13 protein-coding genes are annotated in these 13,083 nt (G+C 72.4%); 6 read left to right on the plus strand and 7 right to left on the minus strand.

What is annotated here, in order from left to right; genetic code table 11:
* Window positions 1-173: 173 nt before the first annotated feature.
* Both uvrB and AB0G56_RS03020 read right to left on the minus strand, forming a co-directional pair.
* On the minus strand, window positions 174-2,321 hold the full coding sequence (uvrB, locus tag AB0G56_RS03015; RefSeq protein WP_360962688.1) for an excinuclease ABC subunit UvrB: 2,148 nt from the start codon (window positions 2,319-2,321) through the stop codon (window positions 174-176).
* Window positions 2,322-2,361: 40 nt separating this feature from the next.
* The gene (locus tag AB0G56_RS03020) at window positions 2,362-3,231 is read right to left on the minus strand and encodes an MHYT domain-containing protein (protein ID WP_360962690.1); all 870 of its coding nucleotides are present in this window, start codon (window positions 3,229-3,231) and stop codon (window positions 2,362-2,364) included.
* Window positions 3,232-3,523: 292 nt separating this feature from the next.
* On the opposite strand from AB0G56_RS03020, the gene AB0G56_RS03025 reads away from it, so the two are divergent.
* Window positions 3,524-4,396, plus strand: coding sequence for a glycerophosphodiester phosphodiesterase family protein (locus AB0G56_RS03025; protein ID WP_360962693.1), 873 nt, complete (start codon window positions 3,524-3,526; stop codon window positions 4,394-4,396).
* An 89-nt stretch (window positions 4,397-4,485) separates the two neighbouring features.
* On the plus strand, window positions 4,486-5,058 hold the full coding sequence (locus AB0G56_RS03030; RefSeq protein WP_360962696.1) for a methylated-DNA--[protein]-cysteine S-methyltransferase: 573 nt from the start codon (window positions 4,486-4,488) through the stop codon (window positions 5,056-5,058).
* Between the two features lie 27 nt (window positions 5,059-5,085).
* Here the strand turns inward: AB0G56_RS03030 and AB0G56_RS03035 are convergent, their stop codons facing one another.
* Complete coding sequence (locus AB0G56_RS03035; protein WP_360962699.1) at window positions 5,086-5,514, minus strand: VOC family protein; 429 nt, start codon at window positions 5,512-5,514, stop codon at window positions 5,086-5,088.
* 99 nt (window positions 5,515-5,613) lie between these two features.
* On the opposite strand from AB0G56_RS03035, the gene AB0G56_RS03040 reads away from it, so the two are divergent.
* Complete coding sequence (locus tag AB0G56_RS03040; RefSeq protein ID WP_360962701.1) at window positions 5,614-6,519, plus strand: pseudouridine-5'-phosphate glycosidase; 906 nt, start codon at window positions 5,614-5,616, stop codon at window positions 6,517-6,519.
* 89 nt (window positions 6,520-6,608) lie between these two features.
* Window positions 6,609-7,502, plus strand: a complete 894-nt coding sequence (locus AB0G56_RS03045; RefSeq protein ID WP_360963291.1) for a PfkB family carbohydrate kinase — start codon at window positions 6,609-6,611, stop codon at window positions 7,500-7,502.
* 155 nt (window positions 7,503-7,657) lie between these two features.
* Here the strand turns inward: AB0G56_RS03045 and AB0G56_RS03050 are convergent, their stop codons facing one another.
* Together AB0G56_RS03050 and AB0G56_RS03055 are read right to left on the minus strand one after the other, a co-directional pair.
* Window positions 7,658-8,452, minus strand: coding sequence for a methyltransferase domain-containing protein (locus tag AB0G56_RS03050; RefSeq protein WP_360962704.1), 795 nt, complete (start codon window positions 8,450-8,452; stop codon window positions 7,658-7,660).
* Between the two features lie 132 nt (window positions 8,453-8,584).
* Entirely contained in the window at window positions 8,585-9,217 is a 633-nt protein-coding gene (locus AB0G56_RS03055; protein ID WP_360962706.1) for a uridine kinase, read from the minus strand.
* A 63-nt stretch (window positions 9,218-9,280) separates the two neighbouring features.
* Here AB0G56_RS03055 and AB0G56_RS03060 point away from each other — a divergent pair, with 63 nt between their 5' ends.
* Window positions 9,281-10,009, plus strand: a complete 729-nt coding sequence (locus AB0G56_RS03060; protein ID WP_360962709.1) for a DUF2293 domain-containing protein — start codon at window positions 9,281-9,283, stop codon at window positions 10,007-10,009.
* Between the two features lie 187 nt (window positions 10,010-10,196).
* The gene (locus tag AB0G56_RS03065; RefSeq protein WP_360962712.1) at window positions 10,197-11,684 is read left to right on the plus strand and encodes a glutamate synthase subunit beta; all 1,488 of its coding nucleotides are present in this window, start codon (window positions 10,197-10,199) and stop codon (window positions 11,682-11,684) included.
* A gap of 156 nt (window positions 11,685-11,840) precedes the next feature.
* On the opposite strand, the gene AB0G56_RS03070 is transcribed toward AB0G56_RS03065, so the two are convergent.
* Both AB0G56_RS03070 and AB0G56_RS03075 read right to left on the minus strand, forming a co-directional pair.
* Complete coding sequence (locus tag AB0G56_RS03070) at window positions 11,841-12,131, minus strand: DUF397 domain-containing protein (protein WP_360962714.1); 291 nt, start codon at window positions 12,129-12,131, stop codon at window positions 11,841-11,843.
* Window positions 12,132-12,992, minus strand: a complete 861-nt coding sequence (locus tag AB0G56_RS03075) for a helix-turn-helix transcriptional regulator (RefSeq protein ID WP_360962717.1) — start codon at window positions 12,990-12,992, stop codon at window positions 12,132-12,134. It abuts the gene before it with no gap.
* Window positions 12,993-13,083 lie beyond the last annotated feature (91 nt).

The following is a 13,083-nucleotide window of genomic DNA, read 5'->3' on the forward strand; positions in this document are numbered from 1 at the left end:
GCCGCGGATTCGCGCGGTTGATCAGAACCCTACGCAGAGACGCTGACATCACCGCACGCCGGTCCGTACTTTGTGTCGGTCTTGCAACACAGCGCGCACGCGGATGCCCCCAGGCGCTCCCTTTGGGCATCCGCCTTCCCTCGGCTCCCTCGGGCGAGCGCGCGCCCCTGGGATCAGGCCAGACCGGCCTCACGCATCTGGCGCAGTTCCTTCTTCATCTCGGAGACCTCGTCGCGCAGCCGGGCCGCCACCTCGAACTGCAGCTCGGCGGCGGCGGCGCGCATCCGGTCGGTCATCTGCTCGATCTGTTCGGCGAGCTGGGCCGCGGGACGGTCGGTGGGCACCGTCTCCTTCGCCTTGCCCTTGGCGGACTTCCCCGCCTTGGCGCCCTTGGCGGCCTGGTCGCCGAGCGCCGGGACGGGGGCCTTGGCGCCCTTGCCGTCCTTGCCCTTGCGATAGCCGGTGCCGAGCAGCTGCTCGGTGTCGACCTCCTCGCGGGCGATCTGCGCGACGATGTCGTTGATCTTCTTGCGCAGCGGCTGGGGGTCGATGCCGTTGGCCTTGTTGTAGGCGATCTGCTTCTCCCGGCGGCGGTTGGTCTCGTCGATGGCCTTCGCCATCGCCGGGGTGATCTTGTCGGCGTACATGTGGACCTGGCCGGAGACGTTGCGCGCCGCGCGGCCGATGGTCTGGATGAGCGAGGTGCCGGAGCGCAGGAACCCCTCCTTGTCGGCGTCGAGGATCGCCACCAGGGAGACCTCGGGCAGGTCCAGGCCCTCGCGCAGCAGGTTGATGCCGACCAGGACGTCGTACTCCCCGGAGCGCAGCTCGCGCAGCAGCTCGATGCGGCGCAGGGTGTCGACGTCGCTGTGCAGGTAGCGCACCTGGATGCCCAGTTCCAGGAAGTAGTCCGTGAGGTCCTCGGCCATCTTCTTGGTGAGCGTGGTGACCAGGACGCGCTCGTCCTTCTCGGTGCGCTTGCGGATCTCGTGCACCAGGTCGTCGATCTGGCCCTCGGTGGGCTTGACGACGACCTCGGGGTCGACGAGGCCGGTGGGGCGGATGATCTGCTCGACCTGGCCGTCCGAGCGCGACAGCTCGTACTGCCCGGGGGTCGCCGACAGGTACACCGTCTGGCCGATGCGTTCCTGGAACTCCTCCCACTTCAGCGGGCGGTTGTCCAGGGCGGAGGGCAGCCGGAAGCCGTGCTCGACCAGGGTCCGCTTGCGGGAGGCGTCGCCCTCGTACATCGCGCCGATCTGGGGCACGGTCACGTGCGACTCGTCGATGACGAGGAGGAAGTCGTCGGGAAAGTAGTCCAGCAGGGTGTTGGGCGGGGTGCCCGGCGCGCGGTCGTCGAAGTGCATCGAGTAGTTCTCCACGCCGGAGCAGGTGCCGATCTGGCGGAGCATCTCGATGTCGTAGGTGGTGCGCATCCGCAGCCGCTGCGCCTCCAGCAGCTTGCCCTGCTTCTCCAGCTCGGCCAGGCGCTCCTTGAGTTCCTCCTCGATGCCCCGGACGGCGCGCTCCATGCGCTCGGGTCCGGCGACGTAGTGCGAGGCGGGGAAGACGTAGAGCTGCTGGTCGTCGCTGATGATCTCGCCGGTGAGCGGGTGCAGGGTGGACAGCGCCTCGATCTCGTCGCCGAACATCTCGATGCGGACGGCCAGCTCCTCGTAGACCGGGAAGATCTCGATGGTGTCGCCGCGGACCCGGAAGGTGCCCCGGGTGAAGGCCATGTCGTTGCGGGTGTACTGGATGTCGACGAAGCGGCGCAGCATCTCGTCGCGGTCCATCTCCTCGCCGACCCTGAGGGGGACCATGCGGTCGACGTACTCCTGGGGCGTGCCGAGGCCGTAGATGCAGGAGACGGAGGCGACCACGACGACGTCGCGGCGGGTGAGCAGCGAGTTGGTCGCGGAGTGCCGCAGCCGCTCCACCTCCTCGTTGATCGAGGAGTCCTTCTCGATGTAGGTGTCCGACTGCGGGACGTAGGCCTCGGGCTGGTAGTAGTCGTAGTACGAGACGAAGTATTCGACGGCGTTGTTGGGGAGCAGCTCGCGGAACTCGTTCGCCAGCTGCGCGGCCAGCGTCTTGTTGGGGGCCATCACGAGCGTCGGCCGCTGGAGCTTCTCGATCATCCAGGCGGTGGTGGCGGACTTGCCGGTGCCGGTGGCGCCGAGCAGGACGACGTCCTTCTCGCCCGCCTCGACGCGCCGGGCTAGCTCGGCGATGGCCTGCGGCTGGTCGCCGCTGGGCTGGTAGGGGCTGACGACCTCGAAGGGCGCCACCGTGCGTTCGATCTGGGAAACGGGCCGCATGCCATCCACCGTACGACCCGCCACTGACAACGGGACGGGATCAGCGGTTCTGCGGGGTGCGCGCGGGGCGCCCGGCCGGGACGCGGCGGGCGTCGGCGGCGGGGTGCCGGACCGTGTGGCCGACGAGTTCGCGGGCCGGGACGCCCGGCTTGTGCTCGACGGGCACCCAGTCCGTCCTGCCCATGATCATCAGCGGATCGCGCATCACGACGATCCCGGCCAGGAGCAGGAAGGCGAGCGGGCCGATCAGCATGGGGGCGAGCAGTGCGGCCGGCGACTCGCCGGGGACCGGGTCGCCACCCGTGCCGTGCAGGTGCACGCTGAGCGCGGCCATGCCGGTGTAGTGCATGCCGCTGACGGCGAGGCCCATGACGAGGCTCGCGCCGACGCTCCAGAGGAATCCCCTGACCCGCCCGGCCGCCCACAGGGCCGCGGTCGCCGCGACGACCGCTATGACGACCGAGGCGGCGACGGTGAGGGTGTTGTACTCGAAGGTGCCGTCGAACTGCATCCCGGCCATGCCCAGGTAGTGCATGGAGGCGACGCCCAGGCCGGTGACCGTGCCTCCGGTGAACAGCGCCGAGCCGGTCGCACCCTTGTAGCCGACGATGAAGATCCCGACGCCCACCATGACGATGGCGAGGGCGAGGCTCGCGTACGTCGTCGGCCTGTCGTAGTGGATCGGCGCCCCGTGGACGGTGAATCCCATCATCGCCACGAAGTGCATGGTCCAGATGCCCGAGCCGATGGCCGCCGAGCCGAGGGCGAGCCAGCCGGGGCGCCAGGAGTGGGCGACGAGCAGGGCGCGAGTGGTGCAGCGCAGGCCGAGCGCCCCGCCCAGGCAGGCCATGAGATAGGCCACCAGGGGGGTGACGATCCCGTAGCTGAATCCGTCGACCGTGCCGTGCATGCGCGGTTGCCCTTCCGCCCTGTTGAGTCCCGGAATGTGGTGAAGTCGCCCCCGCCCCGTGACCGCCCCCGCGGCCAGGGTTGACGCAGAGAGTATGACTCCCGCCGGAATGACCGAACGATTTTCCGGCAAAGAAGCACGACCCTTCCCCAGATGTGCGCCACCGGTGAGCGCGTCTCGGCGGCTCACCCGTCCCTCCCTCGATCGCGTGGCGAGTCGTCGACATCCCCTAGCGGTGACTATCTGCTGCCACTCTTGCACTGTCCGTCATCATGTGATGCGAGGAGTCCGCATGCACGCGCGCGCAGTCGCCGCCGCGACCACCGTCCTGCTGGGAGCCATGGTGTCGTCGCCCACCGCCGAGGTCCTGGCGGCCGGCGGTCATGAGCGGCCGCTGATCGTCGGCCACCGGGGCGCGGCCGCCTACGCCCCGGAGAACACGCTGGCCTCTGTCGACAAGGCGGCCGCGCTCGGTTTCCGCTGGGTGGAGAACGACGTACAGCGCGCCAGGGACGGCGAACTCGTGGTCCTCCACGACGACAGTCTCCGGCGCACCACGAACGTGGAGCAGGTCTTCCCGGGCCGGGCGCCGTGGAAGGTGAAGGACTTCACCGCCGCCGAGATCTCCCGACTGGACGCGGGCAGCTGGTTCTCCCCCGCGTACGCGGGCACGCGTGTGCCGACGCTGAAGCAGTACCTGCGCAGGGTCGAGCAGCGCCACGAGAAGCTGCTCCTGGAGGTCAAGAACCCGGAGCTGTACCCCGGGGTCGAGCGCCAGATCCTGAAGCTGCTCGGCAACGAGGGCTGGCTCGACCGCCGGCATCTGACGGACCGGCTGATCGTGCAGAGCTTCAGCGCCGACAGCGTGCGCACCGTGCACCAGCTGGACCCGGCCGTCACAACCGCCTTCCTCGGCCGGCCCGCGACAGCGGACCTGCGCCGGTTCGCGGGGTTCGCCGACCTGATCAACCCCTCCTGGACCACGCTGACCCCGGAGTACGTGTCCCGCGTCCACGCGGTCCCCGGGCCGCACGGCAGACCGCTGCGGGTGTTCACCTGGACGGTCGACGACGCTCCGCGCGCCCGGACCGTCTCCGGTTACGGCGTCGACGGCATCATCTCCGACAAGCCGGACGTGGTGCGCGCCTCCCTGGACGCCCCCTGAGCCGCTGCCGACCCCTCGCGGAATCCGGCGTCAGGGACGAACGCGCAGGTCGGCGGGCGTTGTCAGTGGCGGGTCGTACGGTGGTCGGCATGGACAACCACGAGCAGGACGAGCGCAGCGGACAGCAGGTCGTGTGGGCCGTGGTCGCCAGCGGCATCGGCCCCCTGCTGCTGGCGGCGACCGGCGATGGCCTGGTCAACGTCGTGTTCCACGCCACGGACGCGGTCCGCGACCGGGCCCTGGCCCGGCTCGCGTCACGTCTGGGCACCGCGCCCGTCGAGGCGCCCTGTTCCCCACTGCTCGCCGAGGCGATACGCCAGCTGGACGCCTACTTCGCGGGCGAGCGGCGGGACTTCGAACTGCCCCTGGACTGGTCCATGCTCTCCGGGAACACCGGCTTCAACGGGCAGGCACTGCGCGCACTGGCGGCGGGTGTGCCGTACGGGACGGTCGTCGGGTACGGCGAGCTGGCCGGGCGGGTCGGCCAGCCCGGCGCGGCCCAGGCGGTGGGCGTCGCGATGGGCTCCAACCCGCTGCCGGTCGTGGTGCCGTGTCACCGGGTCGTCGAGAGAGACGGAGGCATGGGCGGCTTCGGCGGCGGTCTGGAGACCAAGCGTGCGCTGCTCGCGCTGGAGGGCGTGCTGCCCGAGCCGCTGTTCTGAGGCGGCCCGGGCAGGGCCCCGGTGGGCTCAGTCGTAGTGCCTGGCCTCGAAGACGTTGCCGTCCGGGTCACGGAAGTAGAAGCTGCGCGGCGCCTTTCCGCGGGCGCCGTAGGAGTCGTGGGAGATGCCCGACACCGGTACGTCGCCCTCCTCCAGGCGGGTGCGCAGGGCGTCGAAGGCGTCGGCGGGCAGGGACAGGCAGACGTGGTTCACGGGGTGGCCCGCGCTGCCGGCCGCGCCGGGAAGCATGTTCATGCCGGGGATGAGGTCCAGCGGCGCGAGGTCGAAGATCGTCTCCTCGTTGAGGCGTACGGAGGGGAAGGACGCCTCGCCCGCGGTGAACTCCGCGACGCGCAGCGGCTCCAGACCGACCGCCTTCTCGTAGAAGTCGGCCGCCGCGAGCGGATCGCGCACCCAGAGGACGACGTGGTCGAGACGTGTGGTGTTGTCCGTCATGGGTCCCAGGCTGGTGCCGCACGGTTCCGGCCGCAAGGGTTTGACCGGGGCCGGGGCCCGCCAGAGATGAGGGGAGAGCGGCAGACGGGAGGCAGGCACGTGCTGGTGGTGTCCGAAGAGGTACGGGAGGCGCTCGCCGGGCGGCGCCCCGTGGTGGCCCTGGAGTCGACGATCATCGCCCACGGGCTGCCCCGCCCGCGCAATCTCCAGGTGGCGCTGGAGCTGGAGGAGGTGGTGCGGCAGGAGGGGGCCGTACCGGCGACGATCGCCGTGCTGAACGGGCGGCCCCATGTCGGCCTGGACAAGGAACAGCTGGAGCGGGTCGCGAACGAGGAGGGGATGCGCAAGCTGGGCCACCGCGACCTGCCCCTGGCCGTGGCCGCGGGGGCGAGCGGGGCGACCACGGTCTCGGCGACCGCGCTGCTGGCCGCGTTGGCGGGCGTCCGCGTCTTCGCGACGGGTGGTCTCGGCGGTGTGCACCGGCAGTGGACGGTGACGCAGGACGAGTCCGCCGACCTGGGTCTGCTCGCACGCACCCGGATCACCGTCGTGTGCGCCGGGGTGAAGTCGATCCTGGACGTCCCGGCGACGCTGCAGCGCCTGGAGACCCTGGGCGTCTCCGTGGCGGGCTACGGCACCGATCGCTTCCCCGGCTTCTACCTGTCCGACTCGGGACATCCGGTGGACTGGACGCTGCGCACGCCCGAGGAGGTGGCCGAGGTCATGCGGGCGCAGAAAGTGCTGCGGGCGCCCGAGTCCGCGCTGGTCGTCGCCAACCCGGTCCCCCGCGAGGAACAGCTGGACCCCGCGCTGCACGCGCGCGTGCTCGCCGACGCGCTGAGCGCCTGCGAGGAGGAGGGCATCACGGGGCAGGCGGTCACACCGTTCCTGCTCGACTTCCTCGTACGGCACACGGACGGCGCCTCGCTCCGGGCCAACCTCGCGGCCGTGCGCGGCAACGTCCGGCTGGCCGGACGCATCGCCGCCGCCTGGACCCGGGGGTGACGACGGAGCGGGCGGCGACGGCGGACGAGGACACGGAGCGCGGGGCGGGGGGCGGCCTTCGCGAGGGCGGGAGCGGCGCGGGCGGTGCGTTGCTGGTGGCCGGGGACGTGGTGACGGACGTCGTCGCACGGCACCGGGGGCCGCTCGCACCGGGCACCGACACGGCCGCGGCGATCCGGCTGGTGCCGGGCGGCGCGGGGGCGAACGTGGCCTGCTGGGCGGCCCACCAGGGGTGCCCGGAGGTGCGGTTGCTCGGGCGGGTGGGGGCGGACACGGCCGCATGGCACGAGCGGGAGCTGACCGCTTCGGGAGTGCGCCCCCGGCTGGTCGTGGACCCCGACGCGCCGACCGGCGCGGTGGTCTGCCTGGTCGACGAGGCGGCAGCGGCCGAGCGTACGTTCCTCACGGACAGCGGGGCGTCCCTGCGGCTGGAGCCCGGGGACTGGTCGGACCGGCTGCTCGACGGAGTGGCCCGGCTGCACCTGTCGGGCTACCTGCTGTTCTCCGGGGCGGGGCGGGCGTTCGTGGCGGTGGCCGTCGCGGCGGCACGCGCGCGTGGTGTGCCGGTGAGCCTGGACCCGGCCTCGGCGGGTTTCCTCGCCGTGCTGGGCGTGGACCGGTTCCTCGCGCTCGCCGAAGGGGTGGACGTCCTGCTGCCCAGCCGCGACGAGGCGTGCCTGCTGACGGGGCTGCCCGATCCGGCGGACGCCGCGGCCAAGTTGAGCCGGCAGTTCGCGCTGGTGGTGGCCAAGCTCGGCCGGGACGGGGCACTGGTGGCCCGTTCGGGCACCGTGTGCGCCCGCGTGCGGGCCCGGCCCGCGGTGCCTGTCGACACCACGGGCGCCGGCGACGCGTTCACCGGCGCGTTCCTCACTGCGCTGCTCACCGGCGCCGGGGCCGAGACCGCCGCGGCGGACGGCTGCCGCGCGGGAGCGGTGGCGGTGACGCACGTGGGCGGGAGACCTCCGCGGTGCTCCTCCTGAGGCAGTCCTCTTGAGGCGGTGCCCCTGAGGCGGCGTCCTTGAGGCGGTGCGTCAGGGGCACCGTCCCTGAGGCGGCGTCCCTGAGGCCGTCTCCTCAGGGCGGTCCTCTTGCGGCGGTTTCCTCGCGAGGCGCCGGGGCGGGGCCGCGCCCGGGACTACTCCTTGTGTCCCCAGGCCGAGAACATCGGGGCCGTGGCCAGGTCCATGGTGCCGGTGGCCACGTTGGCCAGGTGCCGGTCGATCTCATCGTCGGTGGCCAGCCCGGCGGCGACGAGCCGGCCACGGATCTGCCGGACCGTGGCGGACTCCAGAGCCGCGCAGGCCTCCGAGGCGACCGGGAAGTAGGCGTCGGCCTCGACGTGACGCAGCCCGGCCTCGCGCAGCAGACGCGGGATCGTACGCCCGTACGACAGATCGGCGCCCCGGTCGGCGAGCAGCCGACGGAACCCGCGTCGCAACCGGTTCGCCAGTTCCTCGGCAGGGCTGTGCTCGTCCGGGCAGAGCAGCGGCTGCAACGCGGGGTCGGCATCCTCCAGCAGCAGCCGCCCGCCGGGGCGCAGGGCCGCGACCATGGACCGCAGCGCCTTTGCCCGGTCGGGCACATGGACCAGGACGAGCCTGGCGTGCACCAGGTCGAAGCCCTCTCCCGGCGGTTCCTCGGCTCCGACGTCGTGCACCCGCACCTCGACCGGTCCCCCGCCGGCCGCGGCGAGCCGGGTGGTGTCGATGTCCGTCGCGACGACCCGCCCGGTGGCGCCGACCCGGCCGGCCAGCCAGGAGACGACGGACGTCCCACCCGCCCCGACTTCCCAGCACCGCCACCCGCGGTCCACGCCGAGCGCGTCCAGGTGCCGGAAGGTCGTGGGATCGAAGAGGTGGGCGAAGGCGTCGAACCGCTCCCCCGCCTCGGTCTGCCGGTTGTCGAGGAGATATCCGTCGCCCTGTGTCATACCCCCGATCATGCCGCTGCGCCGCCGGACGCACGGCGGCGACGCCCGACGAGGGGCCGGAGGAGGCCGGAGGTAGCCCGAGGAAGCCGGAGGAAGAGGAAAGGGAACGGGCGAAGCAGGGGGCAGACGACGTCAGCCGTTCCAGGCCGGACGGCGCGGGTCGTCGGCGCGGACCAGCACGTCCGCCGTGGCCGCCGGGTCGCTCTCCGCCTCGTAGCGCTCGAAGGCGGGCAGCGTCCAGTGGTCCGCCTCCGGGGTGCGGCGGCGCAGGGCGGCCGGGGAGAGGAGGACATGGACGCTCAGGTCGAACGGGAACCAGTGCCGCAGCAGCAGGGGGCCGTGCAGCAACAGCAGGCCGCGGGACGGGAGCCGGACACGGGGGCTGCGGGTGGCCCGGTCGGTGCCCGGGTCCCACAGATCGGGCAGGATCCGGCCGTCCCCGCCGGGTTCGAGCGGACCGAAGACCTCGCGCCAGAGGGCGCTCGTGTCCAGCCAGCCGTCGTAGTACGACTCCACGTCCCGGTGGCCGTGTTCGAGCCGGAGGGAGGCCGGGCGGAGGAAACCCTCGGTGCCGACGACCAGGGACGGCCTGCCGCGGACGCGCAGCGTCTCGCCGACGCGTTCGGCCAGGTCGCCCGGGCGGGCGGCGGGGGCGCCGTCGAAGGCGACGCGTGGCCAGGCGCCGCCGTCGCCGGGTTCCAGGGCGAGCATTCGTTCGACCAGGAGGTCGCCGAGCCGTTCCCAGGTGATCGCTTCGAGTCGCACAGGGTCATGATGCGCCAGGCGGACGGGCGGGTGGCCGGGGGCCGGTACGGGAATGAACCTTCCATGCCCCCGCTGCCGCCCGGTCCCTCCCCGTCTTCGTCGCCGGCCCCGCCTCGGCAGGGCCTGGTCGTCGTCCAGCCCGTGCGGAGGAAGCACTGCGCCGCCTGTCGCCGCGGGCCGCTGTCCTTGCTCGTCCTGGAGGACGGACGGCCACGCTGTCTGGACTGCGCCGACCTCGGTCACCTGGTGTTGCTGCCACGCGGTGACACGGCGCTGACCCGCAGGTCGCGCGAGGAGAGCACGCTGTCGGCGGTGGTGGTGCGCTTCGCCCGGCGCCGCGGCCGGTACGAGCGGCAGGGAATCCTCGTGGAGGAGGCGGCTCTCGCCCGGGCCGAGGAGCGGTGTCTGGCGGACGCCGAGGCGCGGCGTCGGCGGCGGGCCAGGGACGCGCGGCGCAGGGCGGCGGAGGACGTGCGGTTCACGGAGGCGTTCGCGGCGGAGATCCGGCGGCTGTTTCCCGGGTGCCCGGCCGACCGTGCCCGGGCCGTCGCTGCGCACGCTTCGGCGCGGGGCAGCGGACGGGTCGGGCGCAGCGCGGCGGGGCGGGCGCTGTCCGAGGGCGCGGTGGTCTGCGCGGTGCGGGCGTCGGTACGGCATCTGGACACGCCGTACGACCTGCTGCTGATGGACAAGGTGGCACGGCCCGAGGCGCGGCGGCGGACGGCGGACGCCGTGGAGTCGGTGCTGTGGGCGTGGCGGGACGAGGAGGCAGGGACGCCGCGCGCGGCCTGAGGGCTGGGCTGCCTCACGACGAGGAGGCGGAGCGGGTCTCCCGGTGGGCAGGCTCGGCCGGGAGCGGCGCTGCGGCCGAGGCCGGTGCTGTCGCGCACTCTGCGCGGGGGGCCGGGGCGACGTATCGTGGCCGGGAGAGTGCCGCCCGTGGCCGGATGAGTGCCGCCCGATCACTAGGGGGACGGCCATGGCCGATCCCAAGGGTTTCATGAACACGCCCCGCCGGGAGTGGCCCCGCAGGCCGGTCCGGGAACGGGTCGGCGACTGGGACGAGGTCTACGTTCCGGGCGCGCTGCTGCCGATCATCGGCCCGCAGGCCGACCGGTGCATGGACTGCGGAGTCCCGTTCTGCCATGACGCCTGCCCGCTGGGCAATCTGATCCCCGAGTGGAACGACCTGGTCGCCCGAGCGGACTGGCGGGCGGCGAGCGACCGGCTGCACGCCACCAACAACTTCCCCGAGTTCACAGGGCGGTTGTGTCCGGCGCCCTGCGAGGCGGGGTGCGTGCTTGCGATCAACCAGCCGGCCGTCACCATCAAGAACGTCGAGTGCGCCATCGCCGACCGCGCCTGGGAGGAAGGTTTCACCCCGCCGCGCCCGCCGGACCGGCTGTCGGGGCGCACCGTGGCGGTGATCGGCTCGGGACCGGCCGGACTCGCCGCGGCCCAGCAACTGACCCGCGCGGGGCACACGGTCGCCGTGTACGAGAAGGACGACCGGCTCGGCGGTCTGATGCGGTACGGCATCCCGGCGTTCAAGATGGAGAAGCGTCATCTGGAGCGCCGGCTGGAGCAGATGCGGGCCGAGGGGACCAGGTTCCGCACGTCCACGGCGGTGGGGCGGGACGTAGGGGCGGCGCGGCTGCGTTCGCGCTACGACGCGGTGGTGATCGCCACGGGAGCCACGGCCTGGCGTGAACTCGACGTACCGGGGCGCGCGTTGACCGGGGTGCAACAGGCGATGGAGTACCTGCCGCTGGCCAACCGGGTGTGCGAGGGTGACCTGGAGGTCTCCCCGATGTCCGCCGCGGGCCGGCATGTGGTCATCGTGGGCGGGGGCGACACGGGCGCCGACTGCCTGGGCACGGCGGTGCGGGAGGGCGCCGCCTCCGTCACCCAGCTGGACATCTACGCCCAGCCCGGCGCGGAGCGCGACGAGGACCGCGAGCCGTGGCCGACGTACCCGAAGGTGTACCGGCTCTCGGCCGCGCACGAGGAGGCCGGGACCCTGCGGACGGCGCCCGCCGCGGACGCCGACGCACGCCTGTTCGCAGCGTCGACGCTCCGCTTCACCGGCGACGAGCAGGGGCACGTGCGTGAGCTGCACCTGTCCGAAGTGGATGAGCGGCGCCGCCCGTTGCCGGGCACCGAGCGGAGCCTGCCCGCCGATCTCGTGCTGCTGGCGCTCGGTTTCTCCGGCCCCGACCGGACGGACGGCCTCATCGACGAGCTGGGGCTCGAACTCGCCCCCCGCGGCACGCTCGTACGGGGCCCCGACTTCGCGACCGATGTCCCCGGTGTGTTCGCGGCCGGGGACGCGGCGCGCGGGCAGTCGCTGATCGTGTGGGCTGTCGCGGAGGGGCGGGCGGTGGCGGCGGCGGTCGACCGCTACCTGACGGGCAGTTCACGGCTGCCCGCGCCTATCGGGCCGTACGACCGTCCGATGGCGGTGTAGGGGGTCGAGGTCGTGGAAGTCGAGGTGGCAGAAGCCGTGGAAGCTGTCGAAGCCGCCGAGGCTGTCAAAGTCGTCGCAGTCTGAAACGATCAAGTTCGTACCAAAATTAATAAGTTGAGCAAGAAAAACAGCGAAGGCCGGTCGGGCGGACGCCGGTCAGGAGAGCAGGAAGTCGGCCTCCCCCGCCTTGGCGCCCTCGATGAAGGCGGTCATCTCGTCGGTGGTGTAGATGAGGGCAGGGCCGTCCGGGTCGGTCGACTGACGCACCGCGATCCGGCCGTCGGCCAGCTTCATCGCCTCCAGGCAGTTGCCTCCGTTGCCGCCGCTCCACGGCTTGTGCCAGCCCTCGCTGCCCAGCTCCCTGGCGGGCATGCCGTTGTAGATCCGCTCGCCGCGGATCCGCCGGCCGCGACGGCTCGACGCGGGCTGGGACGTGATGCGATCCATTCACAGCTCCTTGCGGAGATCCCGGAGGATCTCCTTCGTGCGATGTGCTGTGGCGGCCTGCGCCGCCATGCGGTCCATGACCTCCAGGTGGGTCGCCACCTCGCTGCGCGCGTCCAGGTAGACGGCACCGGTCAGGTACTCGCTGTAGACCATGTCCGGCAGTTCGGGCATGGCGAACCGGAACAGCACGAAGGGCCCGTACGTGCCGGGGTGCGGCCCCGAGGCGAACGAGGCGACCTGCAGCGTCACGTTGGACAGCTTCGTGGCGTCGAGCAATCTGTCGAGCTGGGCACGCATCACCTTCGGACCGCCGACCGGGCGGCGCAGCGCGGTCTCGTCCAGGACGACCCAGAACCGGGGCGCGTCGGGACGGGTGAGCAGGTCCTGGCGTTGCATGCGGAGCGCGACGTGGCGCTCGATGTCCTCGGGGCTGGTCTGGCCTATGGCGCCCGAGGTGAGCACTCCGCGCGCGTAGTCCTCGGTCTGCAGGAGCCCGGGTACGAAGTGGGGCTCGTAGGAGCGGATCAGCGCGGCGGCGCCCTCCAGGCTGACGTACATCGAGAACCAGCCCGGCAGGATGTCGTGGAACCGCTGCCACCAGCCGGGCCGGTTGGCGTCCTCGGCCAGTTGCACGAAGGCCTCGGCCTCGTCGTCCGGGATGCCGTACGCCTTCAACAGCAGTTGCAGGTACGGGATCTTGAGGGCGACCTCGGCCATCTCCATCCTGCGGACGGTGGCGGGGGCAACGCGGAGGATGCGGGCCGCTTCCTCGCGCTTGAGTCCCGCACGTTCCCGCAGGTCGAGCAGGCGCCGGCCGAGCACGACCTGCCCGACGGTCGGCGCGGACCGCGGTTCGCTCACACTCCACCTCCACCTGAGACGCCCAAGGGTGCCGACGGGTCCGCGGGTCGGCGGCGCAACCGCGGAGCCCTGAAGAATCCCGACAGGCCTG

Origin of the sequence: Streptomyces sp. NPDC021356, assembly GCF_040641015.1 — a bacterium.
Classification (GTDB): Bacteria; Actinomycetota; Actinomycetes; order Streptomycetales; family Streptomycetaceae; genus Streptomyces.

What these genes read in the sequence shown, in the direction of transcription:
- AB0G56_RS03070 (WP_360962714.1), bottom strand. Translation starts at nt 12,131, where the DNA reads ATGGATCGCATCACGTCCCAGCCCGCGTCGAGCCGTCGCGGCCGGCGG.
- AB0G56_RS03050 (WP_360962704.1), bottom strand. Translation starts at nt 8,452, where the DNA reads ATGACACAGGGCGACGGATATCTCCTCGACAACCGGCAGACCGAGGCG.
- uvrB (WP_360962688.1), bottom strand. Translation starts at nt 2,321, where the DNA reads ATGCGGCCCGTTTCCCAGATCGAACGCACGGTGGCGCCCTTCGAGGTC.
- AB0G56_RS03030 (WP_360962696.1), top strand. Translation starts at nt 4,486, where the DNA reads ATGGACAACCACGAGCAGGACGAGCGCAGCGGACAGCAGGTCGTGTGG.
- AB0G56_RS03025 (WP_360962693.1), top strand. Translation starts at nt 3,524, where the DNA reads ATGCACGCGCGCGCAGTCGCCGCCGCGACCACCGTCCTGCTGGGAGCC.
- AB0G56_RS03060 (WP_360962709.1), top strand. Translation starts at nt 9,281, where the DNA reads ATGCCCCCGCTGCCGCCCGGTCCCTCCCCGTCTTCGTCGCCGGCCCCG.
- AB0G56_RS03065 (WP_360962712.1), top strand. Translation starts at nt 10,197, where the DNA reads ATGGCCGATCCCAAGGGTTTCATGAACACGCCCCGCCGGGAGTGGCCC.
- AB0G56_RS03035 (WP_360962699.1), bottom strand. Translation starts at nt 5,514, where the DNA reads ATGACGGACAACACCACACGTCTCGACCACGTCGTCCTCTGGGTGCGC.
- AB0G56_RS03020 (WP_360962690.1), bottom strand. Translation starts at nt 3,231, where the DNA reads ATGCACGGCACGGTCGACGGATTCAGCTACGGGATCGTCACCCCCCTG.